Origin of the sequence: Acidisphaera sp. S103, assembly GCF_009765975.1 — a bacterium.
Classification (GTDB): Bacteria; Pseudomonadota; Alphaproteobacteria; order Acetobacterales; family Acetobacteraceae; genus Rhodopila.
Genome location: NZ_LMUJ01000013.1, coordinates 23984 through 40721, shown reverse-complemented (window position 1 = coordinate 40721; position 16738 = coordinate 23984). Strand labels below are relative to the sequence as shown.

Below are 16738 nucleotides of genomic sequence, written 5' to 3'. Positions count from 1 at the left end.
TCTATCGCCGCACGTGCTGGAAGCGTAGGCCCGGACACGCCGGGCCATGACGATAGAGGATGCCTCAGGCGTTCACCTGACCCCTCAGAGCCGCCCAACGGTCCAGGATCGGCAGGATCTGATCCCGCCCCTCGGCCGGCAGGCTGACGTTCACCCGCACCGCGCCCAACTCGCGGAACCGCTTCAGTTTGCCGGCATCTTCCGGCGCGCCACCGATCGTCACCGGCAACGAACCCCGCCCGGCTTCGGCCGCCATCTTCTGAAACGCCGGCATGTAGTCTTCCGGATTGCCGCTGGTCGCATTCGGGAACCAGCCGTCGCCGTAACGGACCGCCCGCCGAGCCGCCCACGGAAACGCACCACCCACAAGGATCGGCGGATACGGTTTGTGCGTCGGCTTCGGCCAGGTCTGCATCGACGGCACCTTGACGATCTGGCCCTCATATTCCGCCGTCGTTTTGGTCCAGATCTCCTTCATCGCCTCGATCTGCTCCCGCATCTTCTGCATGCGGGTGGCGAACACCGTGCCGTGGGCCTCGATCTCCTCGGCATTCCAACCGCCGCCGATGCCGAACAGGAACCGCCCGCCGCTGACCTGATCGATCGAGGCAACCGACTTCGCCGTCTGGATCGTATCCCGCTGGATCACCAGGCAGATTCCAGTCGCCAGCTTCAGCGTCTTGGTCACCGCGGACGCTGCGCCCAGCGTAACGAACGGATCCATCACGTCGTAATAGCGCTTCGCCAGTTCGCCACCGCCCGGCGGCGGCGTGCGCCGAGGCACCGGGATGTGCGAATGCTCCGCCACCCACAGTGAATCGAACCCGCGCTCCTCCAGCGCGACGGCGAGTTCGGTCGGGGAAATCGAGTAGTCGGTGAAGAAGATCGATGCACCAAATTCCATGGACTTCTGCCTTCATTGTTGACGTGATTGAGCGTGACCATCCGGAAAAACGAGCGAACGCCCGGGCCTGCCGACACTATGAGCGCGAGAACCCGGAATAGGCAATCGGCCCGCCGGCTGCGACGGGTCCCGGCCTAGTCGAACGCCGCCGCAATGCCCCGCATCCACACCACCACGGCCGTCGCACCCGCATCCGGGGCACCGATCGCGCGATCTCCGAGATAAGCAGCCCGACCAACCCGCGGGTGCATGGCCGCCGTCGCCGCCGTTCCTTCCTCGGCCGCCGCGAGCGCGCGCTTCCAGCTTTCCGGTAACGTCGCCCCCTCCGCCACGGCCGCACTGAACGCCTCATGCGCCGGCTCCAACGCGTCCAGCATGGACCGATCACCGCGTTTCGCCCCACCCAACGCGCCCACGCTGGCAACGGCGCCGGCAAAGGCGCGTGCCCACGCCTCGGCCGTCACCGGCCCGGACCCGAGTTCACGCGCGGCCCGCAACAGCGCAGTCGCGTAAAATGGCCCCGAGCTTCCCGCGATCGCGCGCCGCACGACGTTGGCCATCGCCGTCAGGGCCGTAACGGGTTGCCGCCAGGCCGCCTCCGGCATCGCGCGAATGGCCGTCGCACCACGCACCATGCTGATGCCCAGGTCGCCGTCGCCGGCTCGGCTATCCAGATCCGTCAGGGCCGCTTCTTCCCGCTCCAATGCGCTCGCGGCGGCCAGCGCCGCACGCCGCACGCCATTTCCGGCGGCTCCGTTCACCGCATCCGCCGGAGCTTCGACAGCCGGATCGCTGACCGCGGAAGCGACAACACGACGCTGACCGACGCGCCCGCCGCCCGGCCACGCCGGAGCGTCGACCGGGACATCAAGCCGTTTCAACCGCGCATCGTCCACCACCATCAGACTCAGCGAACATCCCGGCATTTCCAGCGCCGTCATGAAGTTCCCAGCCCAGGCGCGCTCCACACGGATACCGCGGCTCCGCAGGACGGCAAGCGCACGGCGAGCGACGATCGCCAGTTCCATGGGCGGCGTGCCGCCCAGGCCGTTCACCAGCAGCGCAACACGCTCCGTTTGCAGGCCCATCTGGGCGATCAGCGTAGCGATGATGGTATCCACCACGGCATCCGCCGCCTGCAGCGGCACGCGGCGCACCCCCTGCTCGCCATGGATGCCAAGGCCAAGCTCCATCTCATCGTCGCCGAGCGAGAAGCCGGGCTTTCCGGCGGCCGGCACGATGCACGCGCCGAGCGCGACCCCCATCGTGCCGAGCGCCGAAGCGGCCAAATTCGCCTCGGCGACCACCGCGTCCAATGCCAGGCCGGCCGCCGCCGCCGCACCGGCCACCTTATGCACCAGCACGGTGCCCGCGATGCCACGGCGGCGAGACGGTTCGACCGTGTCGTGCAGGGCAACGTCGTCGGCCACCACGACAACCCGGGTCGGTATGCCGTCAGCCGTTGCCAGTTCCGCCGCGAGGCCGAAATTCAGCCGGTCGCCCGTATAGTTCTTGACGATCAGCACCGCGCCCGCCGGCCCCCCAGCCGCTCGGATCGCCGCCAGCACGGCATCCACGCTGGGCGAGGTGAACACGTCCCCGGCAATCGCCGCGCTCAGCATGCCGGCCCCGACATAGCCGGCATGGGCCGGTTCATGGCCGCTGCCACCGCCGGACAGCACCGCGACCGGACGCGCTGGCGGCGGTGGAAGATCGGATCGCACGATCACGTCCTCTGCGTCGAGCAGGGCCAGGCCCGGATACAGGTCCGCAAGCCCTTCCAGCATGTCCCGCACCACGTGGCGCGGATCGTTGATCAGCTTTTTCATGTCTCGGTTCTCCCGCTTGCCGGCCGGGGACTGGCAACGTCCTTTGCTGGCCCATCCGGCTTTCGGCCACGCCAATGACACGACCCGTGCCGGTGGGACAAGATGGGATACGTCATGCCCAGGACGTTGCGTTTTTTCGTTGCACGATAGATAATCGAATATCGATGATTACCTCCGCCAAAACGATTGCCGAACAATTCGAGAGTTTGGGCGGGGGCAGCCTTAACCTGAACGGATGGAGCTTTGGCTGCGAGTTCGGCTATTGGCAGCGTTCACTTCACCTGGAGCCGCTGGGCTTGCTGCGATGGGCAAGCATCAGTCCTGACAACCTGCTGCGTGGTCTGGAAGCCGGATTCGCAGGGGTCGAGGACGAAGCCGCCCTTGAATTGCGCGCGCTTACCGGGTCGGATTGGGGATACACCCAGACGACCTATGGCATGTACATGGATCACTCCGGCATGGAACAAGATAAGGTTCCGGCCGCGCAGGCAAAAGCGGCACTCGCCAAAAGCATGGGATTTCTCAGGGATAAGTTGCTCCATGACTTGGCGCTGGGTGAGAAATTGTTTGTCTACCGGACATATGACCACATCGTCGATGACGGCATGCAATGTGCTCTGGCCGATGCGATCGGTCGCCTCGGCAACGGTGTCCTGTGCTACGTGCAGCACGCCGCCGAGGGGCGCCTGCCATTCACCGCGGTCAGAAAGACACCCAACCTGATTGTTGGATACATCGACCACTTCGCGCCGGTGGAGGGTCGTCTCGATTATAACCCTATTGGATGGGAAGCAGTCTGTCGTGCCGCGCTTGATGTCTGGCCCACTGGAATTCAGACGCAGCGCGCACCATCCGGAATGGATTATCTGGCCCTGAATCAGCCGGCTTTTCAGACGCTCCCACCAGCCGAACCAGGCGCCCGTCGATTGTCTCGGCTGCGGCGCTGGCTGGGATTGTAGCCCGGCGCATCGATGTGTCGACGCGCCGGAAAATCCGGACATTCCACGCATCATCGATGACGGTAGGGCATCACCGCTACATTACGGTCACATCTTCGGATTAGAGCATGATCGCGCTGGGCGGAACGTCCAGAGCGCGTGAATCATGCGATCAAACAAAACGCTCTAGCCCGAATTTCTTTATTTTCGTGACTTTTGTCCGAACGCTTGAGTGCTTACGGAGCAGGAAGACGGTTCTGCCATTCGTCCAATACCAGCCGGCGTTGCCGTCGACTCTTGATTCGTTGTGTGATTCGCCATGGCCCGGCGTCAGTCCGCCCCAGTAAGGTTCTGGATCAGGTGGCCCAGACTTCGCTGGCCCAAGACAAGGCCGATGTGTCAACGTCAACGGCCGCTGCCATAACCGGATACGAAGAAGTCTGTAGGCAGCAGCCAAGAGACCGATTGGTTTGTCTTCATTACGGTCATACCTTCCCGTAAACCCGCAATCTTAAATTTCGACGCGGCGCCGTCCCTCCGCAGCCTCCAACCTACGTGTGTTAAAAGGTTCTATCGAGAAACGGGCCGCGCACCAACAAAGCTCGCTCCCAGCAACAAGTCCCAACCGCCACCACCGAACGTATCAGCGCGTCTCGGTCCAGCTCTCGGAGAACGCCAGGGCGCACGTGCTGAACGGCCGGCCCTCGCGCTGCGTCGGAAACGGGCGGCCCTTCGCCTGAACCCCGTTGACCGTCAAGCGTGCCCCGAGCGCCGGGATCAGCACCGTGCAAACACCGTATTTGCGGGCCGGCGGCGGACCCGGCTCGGTGTGGATCAGCAGCGGCTCACCGATGTCATACCAGGTCAGCGTGACCTCCTCATCGTGCGAGACGGCCCGTTCGGTCCAGAAATCGCGCGCATCGCCCGACTTGTCGAACACCGCCTCGGTCACCGGAATCGAAGTATCCGCCAGTTCGTCGTTGAGCATGCCCTGGACGGTCTTCTGCAGCCAGCGCGCCATGGCGATGTTGTCGGCGTAGATCTTCCACCGGTCCTGGGTCAGATCGCTCTTCAGGTACAGCACGTGACCAGGGCCAGCGGGCGAGACCAGGATGCGCCAGAAACTCGCGTTGGTGGTGATCGCGCCGCCATCGGTGTCGCTCAGGCGGATGAAGGGGTTTTCGCCGGTCAGGATCAGCCGGTTCGGATCGAGGGACATCGGATTTCCTGCAATAAGGGTGCGTCCGCTAAGCCTACCGATCATTCCGTGCCTTACGCAATCGGGATGGCGGCCCCCCGGTCGGAATCCAACACTCAGTCCCCCATTTGGACGTCAAAAATCCCCCTCACGCCACCGTCATCGGCGCGTCGATCAGGGCTTCCTCCACCGGCGCCCCCGGGATGCCGAACGCGATCGCCGCGGCGGCGTAAGCACCGATCCCCGGCAGAGCCTGCAACATCATTGTTGTCCGGGAGCGTGTCGCCACAATCTCCCGGCTTCTTGCGCCACCGATCAACTGCCGGTCCTGCCGCTGACCAGCCCGAGGCGGTCAGGCCGCCGGCATGCGATGCATCACGCACAGTTTGTTGCCGTCGGGATCACGCAGGTAGGCGAGATACATGGCGCCGCCGCCGCCCTGGCGGACGCCGGGTGGGTCCTCGATCGACGTGCCGCCGTTCGCGGCCCCGGCATCGTGCCAGGCCTTGGCTTGCTCCGGACTTGCCGCCGCGAAGCCGATGGTGCCGCCGTTGGCATGGGTCGCCGCCTGGCCGTCGATGGGCTTGGTGATCAACAAGACACCGCCGTTGTGCAGGTACAGCAACCGGCCCTGGGGATCGTCCCTGCCCGGCTTGCCGCCGACCGCGGCGAACAGAGCGTCGTAGAACTTCCTCGATCGGGCGATGTCGTTGCTGCCGATCGCGACGTGACTGAACATTGCGTTTTCTCCCCTGCAAAGATGCGGGGGTGAGCAGACCACGGTTTGCCGGCCGGGAAAAGAGCGGGGTTCAGTCCTTCAGCAGATGCGCCGACCAGTCGGCGACGGAGTCTCCGCTGCTGATATTGGGGTGCACCAGGCCGTCGATCATGAAGGTCGGCGATACGTGGATGCCGTTCTGGCGGGCGTATTTGCAGTGAAATTTGATCTCGCGGTCGAGGTCGGGGATGGCGAAGGCCGGCGCGAGTTCGATGCCGCTGTAGCGTTCGATGCGGGCAATGATGTCGTTGGGGGTGGCGTCCATGTTGGGGCCGCCGGCGTGGTGGGCGAACTCGAACTCCTCGCGGTGGGCGGCGACGGCGGCCATGACGGATTTCGCCGCTGCCTTGCCGGTGGGGAGGGTGGACGCGGCGATGATGCAGCGGACGATGACGCCGGAATACATGTGCCAGGGTTGGGATTGGAGGCGGATCTTGATGGTGATCCGGTCCGGCCCGGCGTGGGCCAGCAGGTCGTCGAGTTTGCCGAACGCTCGGACGGAGAACGGGCAGGTGGGTTCGAGGAAGGTCTCGAAGACGCGGGGGCCGTGGCCCCAGGTCAGGGGGTCGGCGTGCCATGGGGGTTGGGTCATTGGGGGTCCTGGTTGGGTGGTTGGGTTGGTTTGTATGTGGGACGGGACGCTTGGTGGTTCGGTCCTGAATGGAGGCTGTTCAGGGTGTCGTCTGGCGATGCTCGGGCTGAGTCAAGGGAGGCTCTGGACTTCGTCGGCCATGGGTGCTGAATGGCGGCGAATGTTCACCAGTTATGGTGTTACTGGAGGTTGGTCGTGCGCGGCCGGGTGACGCACAAATGGCCAAGCTCGACGCCAGCGACCTGGTTATCATTCCCGTCACTGATCACCCATCACGCGACACGGCCGACCTTCTGGTGATCGCCCGCGATGCGCAACGCGCCGGAGCGGATCTACGTTCGATCGCCGAGCCGGTCTCGATACCATGTCTGATTTCGCGAAAGTGGTGCTTGCCATGCTCGGGATTGCTGCCAAACTTGAACGTCACCGGGTCATGGCACGCATTACGCGCGGCCGGTCCGATGCGAAAGCCAAGGGTGTGAAGTTCGATCGCAAGCCGATCCGGATCGCTGCACCAGCAGAAGGAGGTCTGCAAGCGGATCGAGGAAGGTAAGCCACAACGCAGCGTCGTCCGCAGCTACAACGTCAGCTAGGCGACGATTTCGAGGTTGCAAGCAGATGTCGCACGCCAACGACGATGGTTTGGATGACGCCGAGGTTCGCGACCTGGATGCGGAGGAGCAAAGGCGCGTACTGCTCACGTGGTTCCGGGCTCGCTATGTCGCACCTGAAGACCACAGGCTTCTCATAAATCACCAATATTGGCTATCGAACGAGTATGAAGAAGCGCCTGATGCATTTGCAAATTCGGATGAAGAGCCCGTTGACGCGTTGGATGTTATCACTGCGAGATTTTCTCACATCTTAAGCAACGAATTGCTGAATAAGATCGCTGGAGAACTTGAGAACACGGCAACCCACTGGTTTCGAATCAACGACGTCGATGTATATCGCGAGCACGAAGAGAAGGACTTAATGCGGCCGCGAAGGCGTCATTCGACAGCAGAGAACCAACGGATACCTATCACTGAGTCTTCAGATCCTACACTGATTTTTACCCCACGATTCCCAAACGGGATCACGCTCACCGACCTGCGAAGTCAGTCATCTAGTATACAGAAGGAAACCATGCTGGCTTGGTTTCTGGCGACACACGTACCTGCAACCGGAACTTACTTCGGATTTAGCGGCCTCGCACTGCCATCGGCCGTCCTTAATACCAGCATGCTCGGCACTTTTGCCCCCAACCAACCGCGTATCGCAGGATTCGGCCAAGGCACCTTCTTCAATGGCGGTCGAGCTACAGAACTATTGACAAAAGTGTTCCGTCCGGCCGTTGCCTCAAACGTGATCGAAGAAGTTGCGGCCCTCTTTGAGGGCCTGTGGGAGAGAAGACCAGAGATTTCGGAAAGTGCGTCTACACATGCTGAGGTCCTGCCTGCTTTGATCGCCACTTTGGACGCACTAGAGGCCGACGTTAGAAAATTCTCGCCCGAGCATGGTGGCATTGGCCACAATCGGCCGCCCGAGGACGAACTGCCAATAACGAGTGAGGGGCAGGTTAGCACGCTTCAGGCCATCGAAGAGATGCGGCTGGCGGTATCGTCAGGTTCCGATCATTCAGTCGTCGAGGCAGCTTGGCATGGCATCTCGCAAATCACCACGAAGCTTGGTTCTTGGGCGCTGAAGCAGGCCAACGTGTTCATAAATGGTATGGTGGAAGAAGGAGGTAAGGCAGTCGGGAAGAAGCTTCCTTACCTTATAGGCGTCGGATTTAGTGCATGGTACTTCGGGAATAATGTTCCGCATCTTCTGGAGAGGCTGATTGACATTCTCAAATGAGCGTTTCCATGGAATGGGGAACGTTATTTGCACAATTATGCAACGCAGATCGGGCACGCTCGACAATCCCCGCCCCAACCCCTCACCCACCAACCATCCGCACGCATTTCCGCATCACCGAAGGAAGTGCCACCCCATCCAGCGCGTCCAGCCGCCACGCGAACCCCTCCCCCTGGACTACCGGCACATGCGCAGCCAGCAAGTCCAGCACCAGTTCGAAATGGGTGAACCCGTGGCGCACCTGGCCGGCCGGACGCCACGCCACCGTCATCGGCGCGTCGGGCAGGGCGTCCTCCACCGTCCATGGGGTGTCCCGCCATTGCGTCCCCGGCAACTCGGTCATCCCCCCCAGCAGCCCCTTATACGGCCGCGTCCGCAGCAGCACCGACCCGGAGTCGTCGGTCAGCCAGAAATGCACGCCATAGCGCACCGGCCGGTCCTTCTTCGGCGACTTCCGCGGCAGCGAAGCCTGGATACCCAAACGCCGAGCGGCACACGGCTCCATCCACGGGCACACCGCACACCCCGGCGCAGCCGGCGTGCAAACCCCCGCCCCCAAATCAAACAGCGCCTGCGCAAAATCGCTCGGCCGAGCGCGGGCCACCGGGTCGTCCCCCAACCGGGCCGCGCCATCGCGCATCGCGGGTTTGGCGGCCGGCAGAGGGTCCTCGATCGCGAACACCCGCGACACGACGCGTTCCACGTTGCCGTCCACCGGCACCGCCGGGATGCCGAACGCGATCGCCCCGATCGCCGCGGCGGTATAGGCGCCGATCCCCGGCAGCGCCTGCAACCCCACCAGATCGGCCGGAAACCCGCCCGCCCCGGCCACCACCTGCGCACACGCATGCAGGTTGCGAGCGCGCGCGTAATACCCAAGCCCGGCCCAGGCCGACAGCACCGTATCCAGCGGCGCCGCCGCCAGCGCCTGCACGGACGGGAAGCGGCTTACGAACCGCTCATAATAAGGTATGACCGCGGTGACGGTCGTCTGCTGCAGCATGATCTCGCTCAGCCAGACGCGGTATGGGTCGGGGGTCTCGCCAGGCTCCGCCCGCCACGGCAGCCGTCGCCGGTGGCGGTCGTACCAACGTAACAGCTCACGGGCAGAGGCGATGGCGGACGACGACACGCGCACGGATATGACCGGACCGGATCGCCACGTCTATGGCCCGCGCCCGCTGGGCAGTCTGGTGCCGCAGATCACGCGGCAGACATTTCGAAAACATAATCCGGCATCGGCACAGATTCTGGCGGATTGGGAGATTATAGTCGGACCCAAGGTGGCCTCGATGACGGTGCCGCGCCGGCTCGACCGGGGCGTCCTGACCATTGCCTGTGCCGGCCCGGCGGCGATGGACCTGCACTACATGGGGATCGAGGTGATCAACCGGATCAACACGCATCTGGGCGGTCAGCCGGTCCATTCGCTGAAGTTCACCCAGGCCGGCATGCCGCGTAAGGCGCCGCCGATCCGTCCGTCACCGCCAGAGGCCATCCTGGAAGCGGAGGCAGCGGTGGCCGACCTGGCGGACGGCGACCTGAAATCGGCCCTTGCCGCCCTGGGCCGGGTGGTGATTGGCCGAAGCAAACACTCGACACGACTCTTGAAGAAGCTGTAATACCAGATATAGAGGTTTCCATGACGTTTTTCCGCCGTTCGCTACTAACTGTGGTACCTGCCAGTATCACCCTCGGCGCCATCGCGCTGCGCAGCAGCCCCGCGCGCGCCGATGACGACCCCAGGGCCGAACGCTTCGTCGGCAAGCCCGACGCCAAGGTGACGGTAGGCGAGTATTTCTCCCTGACCTGCACCCATTGCGCCGCCTTCGCGCATGAGACGTACCCCGACATCAAGAAGAACCTGATCGACACGGGCACGGTGAAGTGGGTGTTCCACGACTACCCGCTGGACCAGGTCGCCCTGACCGCCGCCATGGTCGCCCGCTATCTGCCGATAGATCGGTATGAACCGTTCATCCTGGCGCTGTTCTCCAGCCAGGACCGCTGGGCCTTCAGCCGCGACGTCAACCCCGCGGACGAGATCTGGAAGGTCGCCGGCCTCGCGGGCATGAGCCGCGCGACATTCGACAAGGCGATCGACGATACCAGCCTGCGCGACTGGATCATCGCCCAGCAGAAGTCCGACACCGACAAGTGGAAGATCGACTCGACTCCGAGCTTCGTGATCAACAACCAGAAATATGCGGGTGAAATGAGCTACGACGCGTTTCGCAAGCTGATTCCCGCTTAACCCCGACAGGAGTCATCATTGCCGGTCAGTTTTCGCCGTCTTCGCATCTCCGGGTTCAAGAGTTTCGCTGAACCGACGAGCGTGGAGATCCTGCCTGGACTGACCGGTATCGTCGGACCCAACGGCTGCGGTAAGTCCAATGTCGTGGAGGCACTGCGCTGGGCCATGGGCGAAAGCAGCGCCCGCAACCTGCGTGGCGGCGAGATGGAAGATGTCATCTTCGCCGGCACCGCCGGCCGCGCATCCCGGAACATCGCCGAAGTCACCGTCTTCCTGGACGAAGCGGAAGGCCGAGCCCCCCCGCCGTTCCACGAACAGCCGGAACTGGAGATCGTGCGGCGAATCGAGCGCGGCAGCGGATCGGCCTACCGGATCAACGGCAAGGACGCGCGTGCCCGCGACGTGCAGACGCTGTTCGCTGATTTGGCGTCGGGGTCGCGCGCCTCGGCGATGGTCAGCCAGGGGCGCGTCGGCGCGCTGGTGGGTGCCAAGCCGGAAGACCGCCGTCAGTTGCTGGAAGAAGCCGCCAATATCACCGGGTTGCATGCCAGGCGGCATGAGGCGGAGCTGAAATTGCGTGCCGCCGAGGCCAACCTGGCGCGTGCCGAGGATTTGCGGGCGCAGTTGGAAAGCCAACTCGGCAATTTGAAGCGCCAGGCTCGGCAGGCCAGCCGCTATCGCAACATCTCGGGCGGAATCCGGGCGGCGGAGGCTGAACTGCTGTCATTGCAGCGCGCCCGCGTGGTGCTGATCCGCGATCAGGCGGCGGCGGCGCTGCACGCGGCGGAAGCGGCCGTGGCGGCAGCGACGGATGCGGCGACTCACGCGACCGCACAAGCCGCCGAAGCGACCGCCGCCCTGCCCCCGCTGCGGGAAACCGAAGCCGACGCCCGCACGGTGTTGGAACGCCATCGCGTGTCGCAGGAGCAGATCGCCGGCGAGGAACAGCAGGCCAGGGTCGCCCTGGGGGAAGCGCAGCGGCGGATCGAGCAGTTGCGGCGCGACCTGACCCACGCCGAACAGTTGCAGCGCGACGCGGCGGCGGCGGACCAGCGGCTGGCGGCGGAGGAAACTGCTCTGGCCGAGGCCGATTCAGGCCATGACGAACGCGCCGCGGCGGCGGAAGCCGCATCAATCGCGGCATCCGACACAGTCAAAACCACGGAAGCCGAGGCCAATCGCGCGACCGAAGCCGCGGCCGAGGCAAATGCGCGCGCCCAGGCGGCGACACAGCTTCTGGCGCAGGCCGAACACCGCGCGAATCGTCTGAATGAGCAGTCCCGTACCGTGGGCCAGGAACGCGAACGGGTTGCCGCGCAACAGGTCGATCCGGCAGTGGTGACTCGGGCCGCGACCGACACCGCCGAGGCGGAAGCGGCCGTAACGGCGGCACGTACGGCAGTCGAGCAGGCGGAACAGGTTCGTGGCACGACAGCCGCCGCCCTGGCCTCGGCCCGGGATAAGCAAGCCGCCGCGGATTCCGCCCGCGCCAGGCTGGCGGCGGAAGCACAAGCGCTGGCGGAAGTGCTGGCGGTGAAGGACGGCGAACGTTGGCCGCCGATGATCGATTCTCTGACTGTCGCGGCCGGTTTGGAAGCGGCGTTGGGCGCGGTGCTGGGGGAAGAACTGACCTCGGCGCTGAATCCGGGCGCGGCACGGCACTGGCGGGAGCTGCCGGCATTCGATCCTGCACCAGGGCTGCCGACGGGGGCTGCTCCATTGGCCGAGTCGGTTCAGGGGCCACCGGCGTTGGCCCGGGCATTATCGCAGATTGGTCTCGTCGAAACCGACCAGGAAGGTTTTGACAACCAGTCCAAATTGCTGCCGGGGCAGTCGCTGGTCTCCCGAGCGGGGGCGATTTGGCGGTGGGATGGGTATTCCATTCGGGCGGGCACACCGACCCAGGCGACGGTGCGCTTGCAGCAGCGCAACCGGCTGGTGGGCCTGCGCAACCGGCTGGCTTCAGCGGAACAGGACGCGGCCTCGGCCCGTGCGGCTCGGTCCGCGGCCGAAACCGCATCCCAAGCGGCGGTAACGGCGGAACAGACGTCGCGCAACAGCCGGCGGGACTGGGAGCAAAAGCTGGAACGGGCGCGCAGCAGCCTGACCAGCCTGCGCAACCAGGCCGCCACGGCGACGTCCCGGCTGGCCGCGGCGGACGACCAACTGGCCCGGATCACGGTCGAACGGGATGAGGCACTGGCAGCCCTGGCGCAGGTGCGCGAGTCGGCGACCGCCCTGCCGGATATCGGTGCCCTCCGCGCCGCCGTCGATCAGGCGCGTGCGGCGCTGTCGGCGGCCCGGTCGCGAGAGAACGCGGCGCGCGGGGACCGCGATTCGCTGGCGCGCGACCACACCACCCGGACCAACCGCCGGCGCGTGATCGTCGCCGAACGCGCCGGCTGGACGGAACGGTCCAAAGACGCCGCCGACCGTGTCACCGACCTGGCCGCGCGCCAGACCGAGGCGGAAGACACGCTGAAAGCCCTGGAAGCCAGGCCGGCGGCAATCGCGGTTCGGCGGGCCGAGGCGTTGGACGCCCTGTCGGCGGCCGAAGCGGCGCATCGCCGCGCGGCGGAGGCTCTGTCGGTCGCGTTGAACCACGCGTCGGAGATGGATCGCGCGGCCCGGGCGACCGAAGCCGCGTTGGCTGGCCGGCGGGAGGATTCGGTCCGAGCGGAAGGCGGCGTGCAGCAGGCCAACCACGCCTGGGGCACCGTCGCCGAACGCATCCTGGAACGGCTGGGCGCCAACCCGGCCCTGCCCGACCCACCGTCCGACCTCAGCCAGGATGCCGAAGACAAGGCCCGCCGGCGATTGGAACGGCAGTTGAAAGAGCGCGAGGAGATGGGCCCAGTCAACCTGCGCGCCGAACAGGAAGCCGAGGACGTCGAAAAGCAGATCGGCACGATCGAAACCGAACGGGAAGAACTGACGACAGCGATCGCCAAACTACGGGGGTCGATCGGCCACCTGAACCGCGAGGGACGCGAGCGGCTGACCGAGGTCTTCCAGGAAGTCGACAAGAATTTCCAGCAACTGTTCTCCCGGATGTTCGGCGGCGGCCGGGCGCACTTGGCGCTGGTCGGGTCGGACGACCCGCTGGAGGCGGGGCTGGAGATCTACGCCCAGCCGCCCGGAAAAAAACTGGCGACATTGTCCCTGCTGTCGGGCGGCGAGCAGGCGCTGACCGCACTGTCGCTGATCTTCGCGGTGTTCCGCTGCAATCCCGCCCCGGTCTGCGTGCTGGACGAGGTCGACGCCCCGCTGGACGACGCCAACGTGGAACGGTTCTGCACCCTGCTGGAAGATATGGTGCGCGACACCGGGACCCGCTTCCTGGTGGTGACCCACCATCCGCTGACCATGGCGCGGATGGACCGGCTGTACGGGGTGACGATGCAGGAACGTGGCGTGTCACGGCTGCTATCGGTCGACCTGACGGCGGCGAACGACCTGATCGACTCGCCGCGGATGGCCGCGGAGTAACACCACAACCGTTGAGGCCGACTCTTGGCCTGCCGATGGCGAACGGACCGCAGTTCGTCACGGCTCAGCGTCAGTTGCTTCGCCATAGCCCGGCTGATTCGTCACGGTCGGGCAACGGTCTTTTCGTCACGGCCCCGCTGATTCGTCATGGCCCGGCGACAGTCTTTTCGTCATGGCCCGGACTTCGCCCTAAGGGATTCTCACTTCTCGTTGCAGATTTGCATAGAGCGAGAATCCTTCATGGATGGCGTGGAATTTTTCTATTCCGCGGTGGAAGGTGATCGGGCCAGGCGGCTTGCCATAACAATGCCAGCTGCCAAGCCGCGCGATCACCCAGGCTGCCCAGGCGAGGCTGCGCGGCGGATGGGGGTTCTGTTGTCTGACCGTTTTGCCTTCGAGGGTCGGATTGAGCGCCGTGATCGTGACAATATCCATCTCGGTAAACACCACCGAGGCAGCCAATCCGTGCACGCCGTCGCGTTCCTGTACCAACTGCATGTCGATGCAGGCGGCCTTCATCGCCGCTGCCGATAACTTGACCAGCCCATCCGCCGTCCCCAGCTGGCTCTCCTCCAGCCCCAGTCCCTGCGATTTCGAGACCCGGAACAACTGCTCGATCCACCAGCGCATCCGGTACCAATCCACGATCCGCCAGGCCGTGGCGATATCGCTTACGTCGTGCGTGGTCAGCAGCCGCCAGTGCAGCGGTTCGACGCCCTCGGGCGCATCGACCTCGCGCACATCCACCAGCCATAGTTTCGCACGCGCCGGCAGATCGCGGTCCTTTTCATTCACCGGACGGGCGATCTCCACGGCGCCGAAGCGGAGTTCCAGCCGCGCCTGACGCGCCGCATGTGCCGGCGAGCGGGCGCGCAATGCGATCAAGGCTCCGCTCGCAACCGGAAAGCTGTCAGCCACCGTATACAGGGTCGCATCCGTCTCGCCGGCCAGGCGCCGATCACTCATCACCCGGTTCAGGACGTGGACGTTCTCCCCCGGCACCCGGCCCCAGGTGGGATAGATGTCGCCCTCGCGATCGGAGATCACCGTCACCATCGCCGCGGCAGACAGGACCTCTTTCGCCTGAACAGCTGTTTCCGTCCAACGCCGCGATTCCCGATCCGCCAGCGCCCGTTTGCGCAACGGCGACGTCACCGTGCTCTTGCGGTTCCACACCTGGCCGCCAACCAGCCCGAGGCAGGCCTCGCTGTCGGCATCCACCGCCATCATCACATGCGCCAGCACGCCATAGGCGTTGCCGTGCCCGCATCGGCCCAGACCACGCCGCCGCTTCGGCTTGGTGGCGAAGTGAACCTCCGTCGTGTCCTGGATCGCCAGCACGTGGCGGCCCGTTACCGCGGCGCGGGTCTGCTGGCTCCAGCTCTCCACGATCCTCCCGGCCGTCACCTTTTTGTTGTTGAAGAAGCTACCGGCTCCCAGCTCATCGCCCCGGGTCTTGCCCAGCCGGTGCAGGCACACGGTTTTCGACGACCGCATCTGTTCGAGAATGAGGCCCCCCTTTTGTCGAGCCGCAGATCCCCGAATGTCCCAAGATTGTCACCCATCGCGGTTACTGCCTTCCCGGTTGCCGCAAGCCAGCGAATCGTACCCCCGCCGCGTCGGGCAAGCCGTTTTTCGCTCAATCCGGCAACGAAATTACATCCCAGCATGGCCTAGGGCGAAGTCCGGGCCATGGCGAATTTCGCCGAGCCGTGACGAATCAGCCGGGCCGTGACGAGGTTGATGCGTCCACGTCAATGGCGATTGGTATCAGTCGCTTTCCGGCGGAATAACGTTCTGGGCTCGTGGCCCCAGTAGCGCGGCGCGCATCGTCTCGGCCGATTTGCTGCGGATGTCGTCCCACGCCTGCGGTGTGTAGAATGCCGAGTGTGGCGTGATAATCAGCCGTCCCAGCGTCCAATCTTCTCGCGCCCGGTAGGCACGTATTAGTTCGGGAACCGGTTCGACCGGTGGTTCCACCGGCACAACGTCCAGTCCGACGCCGGCCAGGTGACCGCTTTTCAGCAGCGTCGCCGCCGCATCGATATCGACGATCGGCCCACGCGCCGTGTTCACCACCACGGCGCCCTTGGGCAGCAGCGACAATTCCTTCAGGCCCAGCAGTCCGCGCGTCTCCCGCGTCAGCGGCGTGTGTACCGACAGCGTATCGGTTTGGTGCAGCAACTCTTCCAGCGTGGCTGCTCGTTGCACGCCGAGGCCCAATTCGACGCCGTTGGGCAGATGCGGATCGTAGAACACGACGCGGAAGCCGAATGCCTTGGCACGCAATGCGACGGCGGTGGCAATCCGCCCCATGCCGACGATGCCGAATGTCTGCACCGAGGACCGCCGCAGCAGCGGGTCGTCGATGTAGCGCCAGGCCGCCGGCGGGCTGGCACGCTGCGTCTCATGATGCATCAGCAACCCGCGACGCAGCGACAAGGCCAGGGCCATTGCGTGGTCGGCGACCTCGGTCGTGCCGTAATCGGGCACGTTCAGGATCATGATCTGGCGGTCCGCCGCCGCGACGCGGTCCAGGTTGTCGTAGCCGACACCCATCCGGCAGATCGCGCGCAGCCGGGGAAACCGCTTCAGGTCTTCGGCGAAGACCTTGAAGCGCAGGATCATCAGGCCCTCGGCCGCGGCGCAGTCCTCATCCGACAGGTCCGCGAGGGAATTCGATGCGGTGGCGGGGAAGATGACCCGGACGTCCGGCCCATAAATCCGACGTTCGACGCTGTCGTCGGCGTAGGATTTCTCCGAATACAGGACGGTGGCGCTGGGCATGGCGGTCGCTTCCTACAAGGTCGTTCCGTCCTCCTATAACGGGCTCGGCCGCGACGCAATCCGGGCGGCGCCCGGATCGCTGGCGATGACCGGGACGTTTCCCTAACATCCGCCCCAGCAGGAAAAA

The 16738-nt window shown here is 64.9% G+C and carries 14 protein-coding genes; 6 read left to right on the top strand and 8 right to left on the bottom strand.

Features of this window, described 5'->3' with window-relative positions; all coding sequences use genetic code 11:
- Window positions 1–64: 64 nt before the first annotated feature.
- On the bottom strand, window positions 65–904 hold the full coding sequence (locus GSQ89_RS00850) for an LLM class F420-dependent oxidoreductase (protein WP_158921043.1): 840 nt from the start codon (window positions 902–904) through the stop codon (window positions 65–67).
- Window positions 905–1038: 134 nt separating this feature from the next.
- The gene (locus GSQ89_RS00845) at window positions 1039–2733 is read right to left on the bottom strand and encodes a dihydroxyacetone kinase family protein (RefSeq protein ID WP_158921041.1); all 1695 of its coding nucleotides are present in this window, start codon (window positions 2731–2733) and stop codon (window positions 1039–1041) included.
- Window positions 2734–2807: 74 nt separating this feature from the next.
- Between GSQ89_RS00845 and GSQ89_RS00840 the strand changes: the two genes are divergently transcribed.
- Window positions 2808–3692, top strand: a complete 885-nt coding sequence (locus GSQ89_RS00840; RefSeq protein WP_158921039.1) for a hypothetical protein — start codon at window positions 2808–2810, stop codon at window positions 3690–3692.
- Window positions 3693–4314: 622 nt separating this feature from the next.
- Here GSQ89_RS00840 and GSQ89_RS00835 read toward each other — a convergent pair.
- The 3 genes from GSQ89_RS00835 to GSQ89_RS00825 form a co-directional block, all read right to left on the bottom strand.
- A complete protein-coding gene (locus tag GSQ89_RS00835; protein ID WP_216855952.1) occupies window positions 4315–4890 on the bottom strand; it encodes a hypothetical protein in 576 nt (191 codons plus the stop codon).
- Window positions 4891–5221: 331 nt separating this feature from the next.
- Entirely contained in the window at window positions 5222–5608 is a 387-nt protein-coding gene (locus GSQ89_RS00830) for a VOC family protein (protein ID WP_158921037.1), read from the bottom strand.
- Between the two features lie 70 nt (window positions 5609–5678).
- Window positions 5679–6239 carry a thioredoxin gene (locus tag GSQ89_RS00825; RefSeq protein WP_158921035.1) on the bottom strand — a complete coding sequence of 187 codons (561 nt, stop codon included), beginning with the start codon at window positions 6237–6239 and terminating at the stop codon, window positions 5679–5681.
- A 364-nt stretch (window positions 6240–6603) separates the two neighbouring features.
- Between GSQ89_RS00825 and GSQ89_RS00820 the strand changes: the two genes are divergently transcribed.
- Both GSQ89_RS00820 and GSQ89_RS00815 read left to right on the top strand, forming a co-directional pair.
- On the top strand, window positions 6604–6792 hold the full coding sequence (locus tag GSQ89_RS00820; protein WP_158921033.1) for a hypothetical protein: 189 nt from the start codon (window positions 6604–6606) through the stop codon (window positions 6790–6792).
- A 65-nt stretch (window positions 6793–6857) separates the two neighbouring features.
- Window positions 6858–8081 (top strand): hypothetical protein, encoded by a 1224-nt coding sequence (locus tag GSQ89_RS00815; RefSeq protein WP_158921031.1) that lies wholly within the window; start codon window positions 6858–6860, stop codon window positions 8079–8081.
- Between the two features lie 82 nt (window positions 8082–8163).
- On the opposite strand, the gene mutY is transcribed toward GSQ89_RS00815, so the two are convergent.
- Entirely contained in the window at window positions 8164–9213 is a 1050-nt protein-coding gene (gene mutY, locus GSQ89_RS00810) for an A/G-specific adenine glycosylase (RefSeq protein ID WP_158921029.1), read from the bottom strand.
- Between mutY and GSQ89_RS00805 the strand changes: the two genes are divergently transcribed.
- The 3 genes from GSQ89_RS00805 to smc are packed head-to-tail and all read left to right on the top strand — an operon-like array spanning window position 9197 to window position 13824.
- Window positions 9197–9703, top strand: a complete 507-nt coding sequence (locus GSQ89_RS00805; protein ID WP_254073020.1) for a DUF721 domain-containing protein — start codon at window positions 9197–9199, stop codon at window positions 9701–9703. The genes mutY and GSQ89_RS00805 overlap by 17 nt on opposite strands.
- A 20-nt stretch (window positions 9704–9723) precedes the next feature.
- The gene (locus GSQ89_RS00800) at window positions 9724–10335 is read left to right on the top strand and encodes a thioredoxin domain-containing protein (protein WP_158921027.1); all 612 of its coding nucleotides are present in this window, start codon (window positions 9724–9726) and stop codon (window positions 10333–10335) included.
- A gap of 18 nt (window positions 10336–10353) precedes the next feature.
- Entirely contained in the window at window positions 10354–13824 is a 3471-nt protein-coding gene (gene smc / locus GSQ89_RS00795; RefSeq protein WP_158921025.1) for a chromosome segregation protein SMC, read from the top strand.
- A 189-nt stretch (window positions 13825–14013) separates the two neighbouring features.
- On the opposite strand, the gene GSQ89_RS00790 is transcribed toward smc, so the two are convergent.
- Both GSQ89_RS00790 and GSQ89_RS00785 read right to left on the bottom strand, forming a co-directional pair.
- Entirely contained in the window at window positions 14014–15321 is a 1308-nt protein-coding gene (locus GSQ89_RS00790) for an IS4 family transposase (RefSeq protein WP_158921023.1), read from the bottom strand.
- A gap of 273 nt (window positions 15322–15594) precedes the next feature.
- On the bottom strand, window positions 15595–16611 hold the full coding sequence (locus tag GSQ89_RS00785; protein WP_158921021.1) for a C-terminal binding protein: 1017 nt from the start codon (window positions 16609–16611) through the stop codon (window positions 15595–15597).
- Window positions 16612–16738 lie beyond the last annotated feature (127 nt).